The organism is Aurantimonas marina (genome assembly GCF_017183135.1).
Classification (GTDB): Bacteria; Pseudomonadota; Alphaproteobacteria; order Rhizobiales; family Rhizobiaceae; genus Aurantimonas; species Aurantimonas marina.
The window spans coordinates 258,240-273,432 of the sequence record NZ_JADDXW010000001.1; the positions used below are offsets into that span (position 1 = coordinate 258,240).

Sequence of the window (15,193 nt, forward strand, 5' to 3'; positions counted from 1 at the left end):
CGAAGGTAAGCCCGCGGCGGCGCTTCGTCCACCGCGGCGGATCAGGGGCTCCGATCTCAATGATCGGCGGCGGAACGGTTCATATGCCGCTTGCGGATGCGGCGCACGACCAGCCAGACGCCGAGCAGCGCGACCGGCACGAATGCGGCGATCAATATCGGCTGCGCAACCGGGAAACCTTCGTATTCCAGCCCCTTGGCGACATAGGCGAAAAGGCCGACCACGTAATAGCCGATCGCCGCCACCGACAGGCCCTCGACCGTTTGTTGCAGGCGCAACTGCAGCTGCGCGCGGTTGTCCATGGAGCGCAGAAGATCGCGGTTCTGGTGCTCCAGTTCGACGTCGATGCGGGTACGCAGGAGGTTCGCCGCCCGCGCCAGCTTTTTCGACAGCGTTGCCTGACGTTCCTCCAGCGACCGGCAGGTGCGCATCGCTGGCGCCATGCGCCGCTTGAGAAACGCCGACCAGCTTTCCTGTCCTGGGATCGGTTGCTCCACCAGCGCGTTGAGGCGTTCACGGACGATCTCGTCATAGGCCCGGCTCGCCCCGAATCGGTAGAGAACCGAGGCGGACGACGCTTCGACCTCGGCCGCGGCGAGTGTGATCTCCTGAAGCTGCGAGCGGCTGTCCTCGCCGCCTTCTCGCATCTCCTCGGTAATACCGGCGAGCCGCGACTCCAGTTGCGTGACCACCGGGCCGATGGATTGCGCCAGCGGCAGGCCGAGCAGGGCCAAGGTGCGGTAGATCTCGATTTCGACCAGCCGCATGGCCAGCGCCCCGGCGCGCGCCGGCGGCAGGCCGTCGTCGAGCACCAGGATGCGCGTCAGACCGTCGCCGTCCTGACGAAAATCGGTCGCTGCATGGGCCAGTCCCCCATCCATGATGGAATAGCAGAAACTGGCCTTGTCGAAGCCGGCCAGCGACGCCTCGCCGGCTTCGTCATGGGGCCGGATTTCCAGACGAACGCCGGCGATGAAGGGACCGGGCGCGCGAAACTCGGCACCGAAGGGATGGCCCTCGAACGGATCGCCGAAGCGCGTGGGCGGCGGTCCTTCCCAGGAATAGGTGGAGAACTCGGTATGACGCTCCCAACGCAGCCGCCCCTTGCCAAAGGCGAAGGAGTGGGTCCGGGCACCGGCGGCGGGCGGCGCCACGCCTCGACGCGTCGACATTTCGGAGAGAATCGCGATGTCCCGTTCGCCATGATCCTCCATCATGAAAGCCAGGACGATCAGCGCGCCGGGTGTTTCGATCAGTGGGAACGGGCGCGCGTGGAGTTCGCCGAGCACCGCCGCGCGGCGCGGATCGGGGTCGAACGTCTCGAAGGCGCTCTGCTTGAATGTCGTTTTGGCCATCGTCCCTTGCGCCTTTGGTCTTGCGAGCGTGCTAGCCGAAACAACAGATGAACGGAAGCCGCCGGGCGCGCGAAGATATTGCGGCGCGGACGAAACGAGCCCAAAAGGAGCGGGATGGGCGTCGAGGCGCCGGGAGCTTGGCAGACGGCATATGTGCCGCAAGAAATTATCTGGGAGAGGGTATGGCCGACATCGACCATAAAACCGATCAAAACGAAGAGCGGTCCACCACGCCCGAGGTCGCGCTCTTCGTCACCTGTCTCGTCGATCTGTTTCGGCCGAGCGTCGGCTTCGCGGCGATCAAGCTGATCGAGGATTCCGGCTGCCGGGTGAGCGTGCCGACCGCGCAGACCTGCTGCGGCCAGCCCGCCTATAATTCCGGCGACCGGGCCGATACCCGCGCGATCGCCGAGCAGGTGATCGCCACGTTCGAGGACTTCGATTACGTCGTGGCGCCCTCCGGTTCCTGTTCGGCGATGCTGAAGAAGCATTATCCCGACCTCTTCGCCGGCGATGGCGAATGGGAGGCGCGCGCGGCGGCGTTTTCCGCCAAGGTCCACGAACTCGTCAGCTTCCTCGCCGATGTCCGAGGGATGACGGAGGTCGCCGCCAAGGTCGCGGGTACGGCGACCTATCACGATTCCTGTTCGGGCCTGCGCGAACTCGGCGTCAAGGCACAGCCGCGCAAGCTGCTCGGATCGGTCGAGGGGCTCCAATTGACTGAATTGAAGGAAGCCGAGGTCTGCTGCGGCTTCGGCGGCACTTTCTGCGTGAAATATCCCGACATTTCCAACGCCATCGTCACCAAGAAGGCCAGACACGTCGCGGCCAGCGGTGCGGACATGCTGCTGGCCGGCGATCTCGGCTGCCTGATGAACATGGACGGTAAGCTGAAGCGCGAGGGCATCGCCGTCGAGGTGCGGCACGTCGCCGAGGTGCTGGCCGGCATGACCGACACGCCGCCCATCGGCGGCAAGCTGTGACGCGGATCGTCAACGGCGAGACAGGCTTGACCCTTTCCAAGTTCCCCGCCGAATGTCCCTATACGATCGATCAATTGCGCGATCACGATTGGATGCCCGAGTAACCCATGCAGATCACCTCCCAGACCTTCAAGGCCAATTCCGTCAAGGCGCTCGCCGATGTCGAGCTGCAGCGCGCCCTCGGCAATGTCGAGCGCGGCTTCATCGACAAGCGGCAGAAGGCGGTCGACGCGCTGCCCGAATTCGACGCGTTGCGCGACAAGGCGCGTGAGATCAAGAATCACACGCTGAAGCATCTCGACCTCTACATCGAGGCCTATGTGGCGAAGGTCGAGGCGTCCGGCGGCATCGTGCATTTCGCCGAGGATTCCGACCACGCGCGGCAAATCTTCCTCGACATCGCCAAGCGGCGCAAGGCCAGGACCGTCACCAAGGGCAAGACGATGATCTCCGAGGAGATCGGGCTCAACGAGTTCCTCGAAGCCAATGGCATCACCCCGGTCGAGACCGATCTCGGCGAATACATCATCCAGCTCCGGGGCGAGCATCCGAGCCACATCATCGCCCCCGCCGTCCACGTCAACCGCGACCAGGTCGAGGCGGATTTTCGCCGCGTCCATGTCGATCTGGACCCGAAGCGCGATCTGATCGCCCCGGAGACGCTGCTCGGCGAGGCCCGGCAGATCCTGCGCCAAAAATATGGCGAGGCGGATATCGGCGTGACCGGCGCGAACTTCCTGATCGCCGAGACCGGCTCCTCGGTGATCGTCACCAATGAGGGCAATGGCGACCTCACCCAGCTTCTGGGTAAATGCCACGTGGTGCTCGCCTCGATCGAGAAGCTGGTGCCGACGCTGGAGGATACGGCCCAGATCCTGCGGGTGCTCGCCCGTTCGGCCACCGGCCAGGACATGAGCGTCTACACGACCCTGTCGACCGGCCCCAAACGGGCGGAGGACCCGGACGGGCCGGAGGAATACCACGTCATCCTGCTCGACAACGGCCGCTCCAACATGCTCGGCACCGAGTTCGAGGAGATGCTGCGCTGCATTCGCTGCGGCGCCTGCATGAACCACTGCCCGGTCTACCACGCCGTTGGCGGCCACTCCTATGGCTGGGTCTATCCCGGCCCGATGGGCGCCGTGCTCACCCCCTCGCTGATTGGCGTCGACAAGGCCGGGCATCTGCCGAACGCATCCACCTTCTGCGGCCGCTGCGAGAGCGTCTGCCCGATGCGGATTCCGCTGCCGAAGATGATGCGGCACTGGCGCGAGAAGGAATTCGAAAGCCATCTGCAGCCGAAGACCCAGCGCGCCGGCCTGGGTGTCTGGGCGTTTTTCGCGCGGCGGCCGAAACTCTACCGCGCCGCCGTCTCGGTCGCGATGCCGATGCTGAAGGCGCTCGGCGGCAAGAAGCGCCGCTTCGCCTCGCTGCCGCTCGCCGGCGGCTGGACCAAATGGCGCGATCTCCCCGCGCCCGAGGGCCGCACTTTCATGCAGGAATACGCGCAACGAACCGGCCGAACGGAGGCAAAGCGATGAGCGGCTCGACACGCGACGCGGTGCTCGGCCGCATCCGCCGCTCCAACGGTGCCCGGCCCGGCGACCCGGACCGCCGACGCATCGTCGAGGAGCGGCTTGTCGGCGCGCCGAAGGGCATCGTGCCGCAGCGTGGGCAATTGCCCCACGTGGATCAGGTCGCGCTGTTCCTCAAGATGGCGGAGAAGGCCGATGCGACCACGGCGCGGATCGAAAGCTACGGCGACCTTCCGGCCGAGGTCACGCGCTGGCTGCGCGACAACAACTTTCCCGCCGACCTGCGGCTGGCCGAGGACCCGCGCCTCGCCGGCGCCGATTTCGGCGCCACCGCGCTCACCCTGCGGCGCGGCGCGTCGGACGGCAACGACCTCAACGCCCTGTCCCATGCCGAACGCGGCATCGCCGAGACCGGCACGCTGGTGCTCGTGTCGGGACCGGACAACCCGACCAGCCTGAATTTCCTGCCCGAAAACCACATCGTCGTGGTGAAGGCCGGGGACATCGCCGGCGACATGGAGGCGGTCTTTCCCGCGATCAGGCAGCGCTACGGCAAGGGCGAGATGCCGCGCTCGCTGAACTTCGTCACCGGCCCGTCGCGCTCCGGCGACATCGAGCAGACGCTGCTGCTCGGCGCGCATGGCCCGCGGGCGCTGCACATCGTCGTCGTGGGGTGAGCGGGCTCGCGGATCAGGCCAAATAAGGACCGGTCGGGAACTCGACGCCGTCGAAAATCTCGGCGAGCGGCAGGTCGATGCCGAGCGCCGGGACCGGCGCGGCCGTGTCCATGCCGGCGAGACGGCTCTCGATCCATTCGCCGTCTTCGTTCCGCTCGAAAACGAACACCTCCGGCCGGTTCGGCTCGACATAAAGGATGGTGCGGAGCGAGGCGACAGCCTTGTACTCGGCGAGCTTGCCAGCCGTGTCGAAATCCCGCGTCGTCGGCGAAAACACCTCGATCACGAGCACTGGTTCGTTCGCGATAAGTGCATCCGGATCAGTCTGGTTGCAATCCACACCAGCATCCGGACGCCGGACCTGGCCGGGCAGCGTCTCGATACAAAACTGCGCGGTGAATGGCTTGCACGGATTGCCCCGCAATCTCTGGCGGAGCTCGGCCAGAATATTGAGAACAATGTTGTCGTGTCGAGCGCTGGCGCCAGCCATCATTTCGACCGGAAAACCGCCGACGAGTTCGAAACGCCCCGGCCGGCCCAGCTGCCAGGCGAGAAACTCCTCCACCGACCAGTGACGCGCTGCCGCCTGGCTCATCGTCTCGATGTCTCCCGGGATCGTCGATCTCGGCTGGAAATGTATCACGAAACAAGCTTGCCGCCATAGAACGGTCGAGGCACCCTGCCCGCATCGCACAGGGATGTCGGTCGGCCCCGCTGGGCCTCACAACCGACGCGGCGGCGGACTCCGCCTCTGGACAAAGCCCCCGAAAGCAGGATTTGTGGCGCGAATATCCATTCCCCGGAGTCTCTGGCCATGCCCGTCGATCCCGCCATCCTCGCCGCCTTCATCCTGGCCTCGGCGATCCTCGTGGTCATCCCCGGCCCGACCATCGTCATGGTCGTTGGCCAGGCGCTCGCCCATGGCCGGCGCACGGCGCTCGCCAGCGTCGCCGGGGTCGGCCTCGGCGACCTGATCGCGGCCAGCCTGTCGCTGGCCGGCGTCGGGGCGCTGCTCGCCACCTCAGCCGGCGCCTTTGCCGTGCTGAAATGGCTCGGCGCGGCCTATCTCGTCACTATCGGCATCAGGATGTGGCGCTCCCCCGTGAGCTTTACCGCCGAAGCCGCGGCGGTCGTCGAGATGCGCGGGCGAATCGTCTTTCGCGACGCCTTCCTGGTCACCCTGTTCAACCCGAAGGGCATCGTGTTCTTCGTCGCCTTCGTGCCGCAGTTCATCGACCCGGCAAGGCCCTACGCCGCGCAGGCGGCGCTCTTCGTCGGAACTTTCGTGCTGCTCGGCATCCTGAACGCCTATTTCTACGCGCTGCTCGCCACGACGGCCCGTGGCTTCATCCGGCGGCCGCGCGTCCTCAAGGCCGCGACGCGCACCGGCGCCGCCTGCCTCATCGGCGCGGGCGTCGTCTCCGCCTTCGCACGCCGGCCGGCTTGAGAAAGGTCCGTCCTCGAATGCCGAGTCATGATTTCCGGAGCCCGCGGCTGTTCGTCGAGGCCGATCTGTCGGAAGGGCAAGCCGTGCCCGCGACTCCGGTGCAGGCGAACTATCTCCTGAACGTCATGCGACTCGGCGAGGGCGATACGGTGCTTGCCTTCAACGGCCGCGACGGCGAATGGCGCTGTGATCTCGTCAAGCCGGCCAGGAAAAAGCTCGATCTTGTGCCGCATGAGCGGACGCGCGACCAGACGCCGCCGCCGGATCTGCATTATCTGTTCGCGCCGCTGAAGCACGCCCGCCTCGACTACATGGTGCAAAAGGCCGTCGAGATGGGCGCCGGCGTTTTGCAGCCGGTAATGACGCAGCATGTGCAGGCATCGCGGCTCAATATCGAGCGGATGCGGGCGAATGCCGTCGAGGCGGCCGAACAATGCGGCATCCTGTCGATCCCCGAATGCCGCGAGCCGGTGAAATTCGCCGACGTGATCGCCGGCTGGGACCGCTCCCGGCATCTGGTCTTCTGCGACGAGCGCGAGGACGCCGAGAGCCCGATCGAGACGCTCCGGGCGCTGCCACAGGGACCGCTGGCGCTTCTCATCGGCCCCGAGGGCGGCTTTTCGGCGGAGGAACGCCGGGCGCTCCGGGCGGCCGAGTTCGTCACCGCCATCTCGCTCGGACCGCGCATTCTGCGCGCCGACACGGCGGCGGTCGCGGCGCTGGCCGTGCTGCAGGCGAGCATCGGCGACTGGCGCGGGGCGGTTAATCGCCGCTTGTGCACGCCATCGAGCCACGGACGGCGACGCGCGGGACGTTTTTAGGCGTTTCTCAGAGGATAGCTTCGATGCCCTTCTTCTGAGCCAGCGAGAGCAGCTTCAGGGAAGGCCCACCAGGCCTCTTTTCACCCTGCTCCCATTTGCTGACCACGGATTTGCTGACATTCAGCACCTGCGCAAAAACCGCCTGGCTCATCTGCGCGGTCTCTCGAATCCCACGGATGTCGTCAGCCGCGAGTTCTTCGACCGTCGTCAGACAAGCGGCATCAAAACGCCTCTTTGTTTTTCGATCGACGGCGCCGACCTTGTAAAGACCGGCGATCGCCTCGTGAGCGGAACGGAGAGCATCACTCCGATAAACCCGCTTGCTCTTTTCCATAGTCAATCTCTATCCATTCCTTGGTTTCGAGCAGGCCTTCGACTTGCTCGGGGGCGAGATCGGTAAAAAATTTGGCAAGATCCCGATAGGTCTCCAACTCCTCGCCCGTGAGGTTCGCTCTCGCGCTCTTTGCGAACAAATGGACGAAAACGATCCGGCCCCCAACCTTGTGAACGATGATGGCACGGTGGCCTCCCGTCCGGCCTCCTTCGCCCTGTGAAACTCTTTGCTTGACGAGGTGAGCTCCAAGGTGAGCATCGATCTTCCCCGTCAAGACGCGGTCTACCGATTTCGCCAACTCAGCGTCTGTTACCCTCGCCTTCCGGGCATCACGGTTAAATGCCTTCGTCTTGAAAACCCGCATCGTAGCCTCTTGATGAATTCGTGATGAAAAACATAGCTTTATATCCAATTAAAAGACGGCCATTCAAATGGTCCGGCGACCGGATAGTGGAACCGAACGCACCTCTCAATCTATACCACCTAGTCATATAATTCAAGCAAAAATAGCATAGAGGATCAAATGCTCATCGCCATTGATGCCGAGGTGCCGTGGCGCCCATACGGCGCCGGGGCGCATTTCGACGCCGAAGCTAAAAGGACTGGCCGCACCGTCAACCCGAATTATGTTGCGATCGGGCGAAAAACTGGGCACGTCCCCACCTGAACCATCACCTCGTCCGTGCGGGCGACTCCAGGCGAAGATTTTAGAGGGCTCCTGCATGGCGCGCGACACGACCGATCTGACACCGGTCACCTCGGTCGAGGATTTGACCGCCTATCTCAAAGGTGGCGAGAAGCCGGCGACGCTCTTCCGGATCGGCACCGAGCACGAAAAGTTCGGCTATTATGTCGACGACCTTTCGCCGGTGCCTTACGAGGGCGAGAGCGGCATCGGCAAGTTGCTTGAGAAGATGCAGGCGCTGTCCGGCTGGGAAGCGATCGTCGATGACGGCAGGATCATCGGGCTTTACGGCAGCGACGGCCAGGGCGCGATCTCGCTGGAGCCCGGCGGTCAGTTCGAGCTCTCCGGCGCGCCGCTGGAGACCATCCACGCCACCTGTCAGGAATCCAACGGGCATCTGGCCCAGGTCCGCGCCGTCGCCAAGGAACTCGGCATCGGCTTTCTCGGCATCGGCTCCTCACCGACCTGGACGCTCGACGAAACGCCGATCATGCCGAAATCGCGCTACGAGATCATGCGCCGCTACATGCCCAAGGTCGGCACGCGTGGCCTCGACATGATGTTCCGCACGGCGACGATCCAGGTCAATCTCGACTTCGCGTCGGAAGCCGACATGCGCCGCAAGATGCAGATCGGCATGCGGCTGCAGCCGGTTGCCTCGGCGTTGTTCGCCCATTCGCCTTTCACCGAGGGCAAGCCCAACGGCCTGTGTTCCTGGCGCTCCGAGGTCTGGTCCGACGTCGACAACCAGCGATCCGGCCTCCTGCCCTTCGTCTTCAAGGACGATTTCACCTACCGCGACTACGCGGAATGGGCGCTCGACGTGCCGATGTATTTCGTCACCCGCGATGGCCACTACACCGACGCGACCGACGTCACCTTCCGGCAATTCATGGACGGCGCCCTGAAGGGCCGGGTCAGCGACCCCGAGCCACAGATGGGCGATTGGGTCAACCATCTGTCGACGCTGTTTCCGGACGTGCGCCTGAAGCGCTTCATCGAGATGCGCGGCGCCGATGGCGGCCCGTGGCGGCGCATTTGCGCCCTGCCCGCCTATTGGGTCGGCCTGCTCTATGACGAGGCGACGCTCGCCGCGGTCGAAGCGCTGACGTGTGACTGGACCTTTGAAGAAGTGTCGGCCATGCGCACCGAGGTGCCGCGAAGCGGATTTCGCACCCCGTTCCGGGACGGCACCGTGCTCGACCTCGCACGCGCGACGCTGAAACTGTCGCGCCAAGGCCTGGTCGCCCGGCATCGCCTGAACGAGGAAGGCAACGACGAGAGTCATTTTCTCGCACCGCTCGAGGAAGTCGTCGCCCGCGGCACGACATCTGGGGAAGAGCTGGTCCGGCTCTACGAGGAGCAATGGGGCGGTTCGATGGAGCGTGTCTTCAAGCATCTGAGCTACTGATCGATCGGCCTCCGCAGCCGCACCAGGCGCGCGGCGCTACGGATTGCCCCGCTGCAGAGACCCGTTCGCGCGATGTTTTGCCGATGATCGGGCAAGAACCGGTTGCTCCGCTTTGACAGGGAGCGCATGGTGTGCCCGGATGTGGACGGGCACGCTGCGATCGAGGTCAAAATGACCGATTTCTTCGACTGGCTGACTGTTGGCGATTCCGGTCTTGGCGCCGATCGCCTGGCGGATGCTTTCAAGCTCAGCCAACGGGAGGTGCGGCAGACTACGGAGGCGCTGGCGCCCGCCTTCACCCTGGCACTGCAGCGCGCGATGCTGGATCCAGCCGCCTGGACGGAGCTCTCCCACCGGTTTCTGCCGTTCATGGACGGCACCACCATGCCGGGACCGGAGACCGCCAGAAGCCCGGCGGCGAAGGATCTGGCCGACGCGCTGTTCGGCTCGCGCGACATTTCCAACGCGGTGGCGCGGAAGGTCTCGCTTGCCAGCGGGATCGCACCGGACACGGTCGAGAAGCTGATGCGCAACCTTTCGATCATGACCATGCAGACCATGGTCAAGATGATGCTCGCCAATGTCGCGCGAAATCAGCCGGAAGGATTTGCCGACGGCAATTATCCGGCGGCGATCGCGGAGATGATGCGGCGCGGCGCCAACGCGATGGAAGCCATGGGGCGCCCATCTGACAGTCAGCGGCGTCGGCAGCCGAGCTTCCCGGGCGCGGCCGGATCGGACTATCTCGCCGGGCTCTTCGCGGATGCGCTGAGTGGCAAGCTGCCCTTCATGCCGCCGGCCGCCGAAACGACCGGGCGCCCGTCTTCGACAAGCCGGCAGGCGGGCGACGACATGCCGCCAGCGTCGGGTTTCACCTCCTTCCAGCCCTTCGAGGCGATGATGGAAGGTTTCGCGCGCGGGCTGCAATCCGGCGACGATGCCGCGACGGGTGCGCCCGAAAGGTCCGCGCCCGCTCCGGAGCCCGACGCCACGCCTGCCAACTCCTTCGACGATCTGGCCCGCGCCGGCCAAGAGATGCAGGACGACTACGCCCGCCAGATGACCGAACTGTTCCAGCGTTTCCAAGGTGGTCTTGGAAACGACAAGGGCCGCTGATCTTCCGGGGCGGGGCCAGGGTGGATAACTCAATGCGGCCACGGGCGGAGAGCAACCTTCCCGTTTGCGCACCGCCCCACCCGCCGACCGACCGAACGCCTTGCGGCTTGCTTCGGGTCGTCGCGTTTCCATCTTCATGCGCTCGTCCAGAATCTACCTCAAGGTCGCCTTTTGCTCCTCACCAAATTCCTGATCATCCTCCTGCTCATCGTCCTCAACGGCTTCTTCGCCATGTCGGAGATTGCCATCGTATCGGCACGCAAGTCGCGTCTTGAACAAATGCGCAAGGAAGGTCGACGCGGCGCGGCCAGCGCCATCCGTCTGATCGAGGATCCGACGGGCTTTCTGTCGACCGTTCAGATCGGCATCACTCTCGTCGGCATCGTCGCCGGCGCCTATGGCGGATCGGTTTTCGCCGTGCCTCTGGCCGACCTTATACGCAACTGGCCGGTGATCGGCCCTTATGCGGGCACCGTCGCCTTCGTGCTTGTCGTCGTCGTCATCACCTATCTGTCATTGATCATCGGCGAGCTGGCGCCCAAGCGCTTCGCGCTCAGCCGTGCGGAGGCAATCGCCGTCAAGGTCGCGCCGATCATGACGATGATCGCCATGGCCGGCGCCCCGCTCGTGTGGTTGCTGCGCGTGTCGACGAAGGCTGTGATGGCGCTCGTCGGCGGCGATCGTGAGGACGGCGATAAGGTGACGGAGGAGGACGTCAAGGCGATGATCGCCGAGGGGACGCAGACCGGCGTTTTCAAGCCGAAGGAACGGGAGATGCTGGAAGGCGTCATCCGGATCGCCGATCGCACGGTGCGTTCGATCATGGTGCCGCGGCCGGATACGGCCTGGCTCGACCGACGTGACTCCGCCGATACGCTGCTCGACAAGATCCTCAAGGCCGGCCATTCGCGCTTTCCGGTGATCGACACCGACACCGACAAGGTCGTCGGCATCGTCCAGACCAAGGATCTGCTCGAACAGCAACGCCGCACCGGCACGATCGACCTCGCCGAGGCCATGCGCGAGCCGCTCTATGTCCATGAAACGATGCCGATCCTCAAACTCCTGGAGCGGTTTCGCGCCGCCGCGATCCATATCGCGATCGTGCTCGACGAATATAGCTCCTTCGAGGGCGTCGCGACGCCGACCGACATCCTGAAAGGCATCGCCGGGGCGCTGCCGGAAGGCGAGGACGACAATCCGCGCGTGATCGCGCGCGGCGACGGCTCCTGGCTGATCGATGCGGCGACGCCGATCGACGCCGTTGGAAACGCCGTGCCCGGCCTGCTCTTTCCCTCGGAACGGGATTACGAGACGGCCGCCGGTTTCGTCCTCAATCATCTGGGGCACATTCCCGATGTCGGCGAACGGTTTCGTTGGCGACGCTGGGACTTCGAGATCATGGATATGGACGGCCGGCGGATCGACAAGCTGCTCGTCACCGAGGTGCCGGCCGAGGCGGAGGCGGAGTCAACGTCCATTTCCTGAGCCGATAGCCACGGCTTCCGCCCGCGGCTATCGCCCGGAGGGCGCGGCCGGGGCCGCCGTCAGCGGCATCCCGCATTGCGTCGCTGCGCCGCCGTCAGCGCCAACCGATAGGTTGGATCCTCGCGCCAGTCGCCGCGCAGGGCATCATCGATGTCGCCGCGGCGAATGCCGATGTCTTTCAGCATATAATCGGGCAACTCGGTCATGGCGCGCGCCTGACGGCGATTGACCATGGTCTTGACGATCGCACGGGCTGCGACGAGCGAGAGGCGGATCGCCTGGAGGGGATGGGCGAGCGGCGTGCCGAGCCGAGGCTTGCTGATGATCGTCATGGCTGTTGTCCTTTCATAGCCATCGGTTTCAGGAAAAAATGGGAGCGCCCACGCTTTACCCTTGCGGCAGAGCCGCGACGCTCCCGAGTCGTTCCTGACAGGATGAAAGCTATGCGGTCCGGATTGATCATTCCAACGAATGTTAGTAATGTGAGGCATCGTTTTCGTTGATGGAAAATCCGATGAGCACGCCTCTCGACCTTGATCATCTGCGCACCTTCGTCGCCATCGTCGACGCTGGCAGCTTCACCCGCGCGGCGGAGGACGTGTTCAAGACTCAATCCGCGGTGTCCATGCAGATGCGGCGGTTGGAGGAACGGCTCGGCGCGATGCTGTTCGAGCGGACCGGACGGACGATCCGGATTACCGACGACGGCTCCCGGCTGCTCGCCTACGCCAGGCGCATGCTGGCGCTCAGCCAGGAGACGCTGTCGGCCTTCGATGAGGAGGCAATGCAGGGCCATGTGCGGATCGGCCTGCCGGACGATTACGCCGAACGCTTCCTGCCCGAGATCCTGGCGCGCTTCTCGCGGTCCAACCCGCTGGTCGAACTTCAGATCGCCTGCGAGCCCTCGTCCAATCTGGCCGAGCACATCGACAAGGGCCGGCTTGACGTAGCGCTGGTGTCCGACTGCTTTCCCGGCGCGACGCTGACCGAGGTCGTGCGTCGCGAACCACTACACTTCGTCACTTCAGCCTCGCACGACATCCACAACGAGCCGGTGCTGCCGCTGGCGCTCGGACGGCCGGATTGCGTCTGGCGGACCGAAGGTTGCGCGGCGCTCGACCGCATCGGGCGGCGCTACAAGGTCCTTTTCACCTCATGGTCGGCGCAGATCGTCACCTCGGCGGTGCTGTCGGGGCTGGCCGTCAGCGTGCTGCCGGAATGCGCGCTACGGCCAGGTATGCGGGTACTCGGCGAGTTCGACGATTTCCCGGTGCTGCAGGATACCGAAATCGGCGTTCTCAGATCGCGCAACGCCGACGGGCCGGTGGTCAGCGCCCTGGTCGAGCATATCCGCGACAGTCTGGCGAACTTGTCGCCGGCGGCGCAGGCTGTTCCCGCGCATCTGCCGGAGACGCGGACGCCGCGCCCACAGCGACCGCGCGGGGCGATGGTCGCGGCGGAATAGAGCGGCGGCCATCTCCCTGGGGCTGTCCCGCAAAACAATTGCACTCACTGCGCTTGGATTCGTACGGGCCTGACGCCGGCTGGGTCAGGCTGAATGTCGGCCGTCAGCGAGGAGATTCGTCTTGCTTGAAATACGAGCGCGTTAATCCCATATATTTCGAGGTGGCAATAATTTGTGCGCGCTAGGGTTTTCAGGATTTTTTCTCGTAATCATTAGTATTCGCCATCGACGACAAAATACCGTAGCGTTTAGCGTTACGAGTTTCAGAATTCATTCTAGAAAGGTTTTCCCATGGCTACGGGAACAGTGAAATGGTTCAACGCTCAAAAGGGCTTTGGCTTCATCGCACCGGATGACGGGGGCGCCGATGCGTTCGTTCATATCAGCGCGGTCGAGCGTTCCGGTCTCAACGGTTTGGACGAGGGCCAGAAGGTCAGTTTCGAACTCATGTCCGATCAAAAGAGCGGCAAGATGTCGGCCGAAAATCTGAAGACGATCGCCTGACCATTCGAGCAAGGTAGAATGGCATCCCCGCCGCAAGGACTGAGCCTCGCGGCGGGAATGCAGCCACAGGCGGCCGGAGGCTGGACGCGGCGGTGTTTCGTCAGGCCCACCAATGCCGCGGCGAAGGAGAAATCGAGCATGCCGATCATCAATTTCGATCTGCCGGCAGATCTTTTCTGGGCGAGGTCCGCGCGCCGCGTGGTGCCGAAAGGTGGCGTTGCCCACCGGCGTTTCGAGACGTTGGCCGAGGGCATATGTTTCGCGGTCGAGGATGATCAGACGGAGCGCTTCGGCGTGTCGATCGACACGGACGAAAATTCATTCTCCATGGACGAAATCGAAGCCCTGTATCGAAGCGAGGGTTTTTCGGCCTATCGGGAGAAGTCTTTGGGATCGCCCGCAGCAAAACTATAAAGCCTCTCGCGGCCCGTGCCCGTCACCTGATGCCAATCAGCCTTAAACCGCTGTTCGTCATGGGGCGCCTTGCCCTTCATTGAGCGGACGCAAGAATCCGGCAACCACTCCGCATACCCTTTGGCACGCCGGCGCGTTGACGGCCCGGCACTGCCCCCTATCCTTGATCCATTAGCGTTCCAGATTCTTCGCCGCGCCCTTGGCGTTGCCGAGCTTGGCGGACCGCAGATCGGCGTCAGCAAAATTCGCGCCCGCGATATTGGCGCCATCGAATCTGGCGCCCGCCGCCTCCATGCGCCGCATGTCGGCGCCGGCGAAATTCGCATCCGTGAAATTGGCGAATTCTCCCGCCGCGCGCGACAGATTGGCGCCTGAAAGATCCGCGCCGGTCAGGTCCGCCGAGTTCAGGACGCCGCGCATCATCCCCATCGACTGGTTGCGCATGTCAGCGGAAAAATCCGCGCCGCTCATATTCGCGCCGACCATCGAGGCGCGTGTGAAATCGCTGGCAAGTCGCGCGCCGGACAGATCGGCGCCGTCGAATTGGGCGTCGATCATCTGCGCCTGAAACAGATTGGCCCCGGATAGATTCGCGTTGGTGAAGACGGCCTTCAGCCCCCAGGCTTGATCGAGCTTGGCGCCAACGAGACTGGCGTCGGACAAATCCGTGCCGTTGAGATAGGCGCTGGTCATGTCGGCGCCGTCGAAATTCAGCCCCGAGAGATCGAGGCCGTTCAGCGCCTTGCTGTTGAGATCGGCGGGCTTGTCGGGCGTCGCCTGGCTCAGCAGTGCCTCGACCTCGGCCCGGCTCATTTCCGCTTCGGTCATGCGCGGCGAGGTCAGGTCGAGCCCGCTCATCATGTCCTGCGCCGCCGCCGGCGCGGCGAGCAGCAGCAAGGCCAGCAACGTGAAACCAAGCGTTCCCACGAATTTCCGCATGGACATCCTCCCTGGATGG

Annotated in this window: 19 protein-coding genes; 13 read left to right on the plus strand and 6 right to left on the minus strand. The window is 64.3% G+C overall.

Going from position 1 to position 15,193, the window contains the following annotated elements; translation table 11 throughout:
* Positions 1–56 precede the first annotated feature (56 nt).
* Positions 57–1,355 carry a DUF3422 family protein gene (locus tag ING15_RS01265; protein ID WP_206452949.1) on the minus strand — a complete coding sequence of 433 codons (1,299 nt, stop codon included), beginning with the start codon at positions 1,353–1,355 and terminating at the stop codon, positions 57–59.
* Between the two features lie 182 nt (positions 1,356–1,537).
* Between ING15_RS01265 and ING15_RS01270 the strand changes: the two genes are divergently transcribed.
* Genes ING15_RS01270 through ING15_RS01285 form a run of 4 tightly spaced genes read left to right on the plus strand, consistent with a single transcriptional unit; the run spans position 1,538 to position 4,550 of the window.
* On the plus strand, positions 1,538–2,338 hold the full coding sequence (locus ING15_RS01270) for a (Fe-S)-binding protein (RefSeq protein WP_206452950.1): 801 nt from the start codon (positions 1,538–1,540) through the stop codon (positions 2,336–2,338).
* A complete protein-coding gene (locus ING15_RS19905; RefSeq protein WP_206452951.1) occupies positions 2,335–2,442 on the plus strand; it encodes a DUF29 family protein in 108 nt (35 codons plus the stop codon). The genes ING15_RS01270 and ING15_RS19905 overlap by 4 nt, the downstream gene beginning before the upstream one ends.
* 3 nt (positions 2,443–2,445) lie before the next feature.
* On the plus strand, positions 2,446–3,879 hold the full coding sequence (locus ING15_RS01280) for a LutB/LldF family L-lactate oxidation iron-sulfur protein (RefSeq protein WP_206452952.1): 1,434 nt from the start codon (positions 2,446–2,448) through the stop codon (positions 3,877–3,879).
* The gene (locus ING15_RS01285) at positions 3,876–4,550 is read left to right on the plus strand and encodes a LutC/YkgG family protein (protein WP_206452953.1); all 675 of its coding nucleotides are present in this window, start codon (positions 3,876–3,878) and stop codon (positions 4,548–4,550) included. Before ING15_RS01280 ends, ING15_RS01285 begins: the two co-directional genes overlap by 4 nt.
* Positions 4,551–4,563: 13 nt before the next feature.
* On the opposite strand, the gene ING15_RS01290 is transcribed toward ING15_RS01285, so the two are convergent.
* Positions 4,564–5,145, minus strand: a complete 582-nt coding sequence (locus tag ING15_RS01290; RefSeq protein WP_206452954.1) for a Uma2 family endonuclease — start codon at positions 5,143–5,145, stop codon at positions 4,564–4,566.
* Between the two features lie 219 nt (positions 5,146–5,364).
* Between ING15_RS01290 and ING15_RS01295 the strand changes: the two genes are divergently transcribed.
* A complete protein-coding gene (locus ING15_RS01295) occupies positions 5,365–5,997 on the plus strand; it encodes a LysE family translocator (protein ID WP_206452955.1) in 633 nt (210 codons plus the stop codon).
* A gap of 17 nt (positions 5,998–6,014) precedes the next feature.
* On the plus strand, positions 6,015–6,818 hold the full coding sequence (locus ING15_RS01300; protein ID WP_206452956.1) for a 16S rRNA (uracil(1498)-N(3))-methyltransferase: 804 nt from the start codon (positions 6,015–6,017) through the stop codon (positions 6,816–6,818).
* Positions 6,819–6,825: 7 nt separating this feature from the next.
* On the opposite strand, the gene ING15_RS01305 is transcribed toward ING15_RS01300, so the two are convergent.
* A complete protein-coding gene (locus ING15_RS01305) occupies positions 6,826–7,152 on the minus strand; it encodes a helix-turn-helix domain-containing protein (RefSeq protein WP_206452957.1) in 327 nt (108 codons plus the stop codon).
* Entirely contained in the window at positions 7,121–7,516 is a 396-nt protein-coding gene (locus ING15_RS01310) for a type II toxin-antitoxin system RelE/ParE family toxin (RefSeq protein WP_206452958.1), read from the minus strand. Before ING15_RS01310 ends, ING15_RS01305 begins: the two co-directional genes overlap by 32 nt.
* A gap of 159 nt (positions 7,517–7,675) precedes the next feature.
* Between ING15_RS01310 and ING15_RS01315 the strand changes: the two genes are divergently transcribed.
* From ING15_RS01315 to ING15_RS01330, 4 genes are all read left to right on the plus strand, one after another.
* Complete coding sequence (locus ING15_RS01315) at positions 7,676–7,819, plus strand: hypothetical protein (RefSeq protein ID WP_206452959.1); 144 nt, start codon at positions 7,676–7,678, stop codon at positions 7,817–7,819.
* Between the two features lie 55 nt (positions 7,820–7,874).
* On the plus strand, positions 7,875–9,248 hold the full coding sequence (locus ING15_RS01320) for a glutamate--cysteine ligase (RefSeq protein WP_206452960.1): 1,374 nt from the start codon (positions 7,875–7,877) through the stop codon (positions 9,246–9,248).
* Positions 9,249–9,419: 171 nt separating this feature from the next.
* Positions 9,420–10,364: a hypothetical protein gene (locus ING15_RS01325; protein ID WP_206452961.1), complete on the plus strand. Its 945-nt coding sequence runs from the start codon at positions 9,420–9,422 to the stop codon at positions 10,362–10,364.
* Between the two features lie 171 nt (positions 10,365–10,535).
* Positions 10,536–11,852 carry a hemolysin family protein gene (locus ING15_RS01330; protein ID WP_206452962.1) on the plus strand — a complete coding sequence of 439 codons (1,317 nt, stop codon included), beginning with the start codon at positions 10,536–10,538 and terminating at the stop codon, positions 11,850–11,852.
* A 59-nt stretch (positions 11,853–11,911) separates the two neighbouring features.
* Here the strand turns inward: ING15_RS01330 and ING15_RS01335 are convergent, their stop codons facing one another.
* Positions 11,912–12,184 carry a DUF1127 domain-containing protein gene (locus ING15_RS01335; protein ID WP_206452963.1) on the minus strand — a complete coding sequence of 91 codons (273 nt, stop codon included), beginning with the start codon at positions 12,182–12,184 and terminating at the stop codon, positions 11,912–11,914.
* A gap of 182 nt (positions 12,185–12,366) precedes the next feature.
* Here ING15_RS01335 and ING15_RS01340 point away from each other — a divergent pair, with 182 nt between their 5' ends.
* The 3 genes from ING15_RS01340 (at position 12,367) to ING15_RS01350 (ending at position 14,235) form a co-directional block, all read left to right on the plus strand.
* Positions 12,367–13,317 (plus strand): LysR family transcriptional regulator, encoded by a 951-nt coding sequence (locus ING15_RS01340; RefSeq protein ID WP_206452964.1) that lies wholly within the window; start codon positions 12,367–12,369, stop codon positions 13,315–13,317.
* A 291-nt stretch (positions 13,318–13,608) separates the two neighbouring features.
* Positions 13,609–13,821 (plus strand): cold-shock protein, encoded by a 213-nt coding sequence (locus ING15_RS01345; RefSeq protein WP_206452965.1) that lies wholly within the window; start codon positions 13,609–13,611, stop codon positions 13,819–13,821.
* Positions 13,822–13,959: 138 nt separating this feature from the next.
* On the plus strand, positions 13,960–14,235 hold the full coding sequence (locus ING15_RS01350; RefSeq protein ID WP_206452966.1) for a hypothetical protein: 276 nt from the start codon (positions 13,960–13,962) through the stop codon (positions 14,233–14,235).
* A 171-nt stretch (positions 14,236–14,406) separates the two neighbouring features.
* Here the strand turns inward: ING15_RS01350 and ING15_RS01355 are convergent, their stop codons facing one another.
* Positions 14,407–15,174 (minus strand): pentapeptide repeat-containing protein, encoded by a 768-nt coding sequence (locus ING15_RS01355; protein WP_206452967.1) that lies wholly within the window; start codon positions 15,172–15,174, stop codon positions 14,407–14,409.
* Positions 15,175–15,193: the final 19 nt, after the last annotated feature.

Bases quoted from the DNA above. Each gene is read 5' to 3' on its own strand.
- ING15_RS01285 (WP_206452953.1), top strand. From the start codon at position 3,876: ATGAGCGGCTCGACACGCGACGCGGTGCTCGGCCGCATCCGCCGCTCC.
- ING15_RS01320 (WP_206452960.1), top strand. From the start codon at position 7,875: ATGGCGCGCGACACGACCGATCTGACACCGGTCACCTCGGTCGAGGAT.
- ING15_RS01310 (WP_206452958.1), bottom strand. From the start codon at position 7,516: ATGCGGGTTTTCAAGACGAAGGCATTTAACCGTGATGCCCGGAAGGCG.
- ING15_RS01280 (WP_206452952.1), top strand. From the start codon at position 2,446: ATGCAGATCACCTCCCAGACCTTCAAGGCCAATTCCGTCAAGGCGCTC.
- ING15_RS01315 (WP_206452959.1), top strand. From the start codon at position 7,676: ATGCTCATCGCCATTGATGCCGAGGTGCCGTGGCGCCCATACGGCGCC.
- ING15_RS01295 (WP_206452955.1), top strand. From the start codon at position 5,365: ATGCCCGTCGATCCCGCCATCCTCGCCGCCTTCATCCTGGCCTCGGCG.
- ING15_RS01335 (WP_206452963.1), bottom strand. From the start codon at position 12,184: ATGACGATCATCAGCAAGCCTCGGCTCGGCACGCCGCTCGCCCATCCC.
- ING15_RS01325 (WP_206452961.1), top strand. From the start codon at position 9,420: ATGACCGATTTCTTCGACTGGCTGACTGTTGGCGATTCCGGTCTTGGC.
- ING15_RS01350 (WP_206452966.1), top strand. From the start codon at position 13,960: ATGCCGATCATCAATTTCGATCTGCCGGCAGATCTTTTCTGGGCGAGG.
- ING15_RS01300 (WP_206452956.1), top strand. From the start codon at position 6,015: ATGCCGAGTCATGATTTCCGGAGCCCGCGGCTGTTCGTCGAGGCCGAT.
- ING15_RS01270 (WP_206452950.1), top strand. From the start codon at position 1,538: ATGGCCGACATCGACCATAAAACCGATCAAAACGAAGAGCGGTCCACC.
- ING15_RS01340 (WP_206452964.1), top strand. From the start codon at position 12,367: ATGAGCACGCCTCTCGACCTTGATCATCTGCGCACCTTCGTCGCCATC.
- ING15_RS01345 (WP_206452965.1), top strand. From the start codon at position 13,609: ATGGCTACGGGAACAGTGAAATGGTTCAACGCTCAAAAGGGCTTTGGC.
- ING15_RS01355 (WP_206452967.1), bottom strand. From the start codon at position 15,174: ATGCGGAAATTCGTGGGAACGCTTGGTTTCACGTTGCTGGCCTTGCTG.
- ING15_RS01265 (WP_206452949.1), bottom strand. From the start codon at position 1,355: ATGGCCAAAACGACATTCAAGCAGAGCGCCTTCGAGACGTTCGACCCC.
- ING15_RS01290 (WP_206452954.1), bottom strand. From the start codon at position 5,145: ATGAGCCAGGCGGCAGCGCGTCACTGGTCGGTGGAGGAGTTTCTCGCC.
- ING15_RS01305 (WP_206452957.1), bottom strand. From the start codon at position 7,152: ATGGAAAAGAGCAAGCGGGTTTATCGGAGTGATGCTCTCCGTTCCGCT.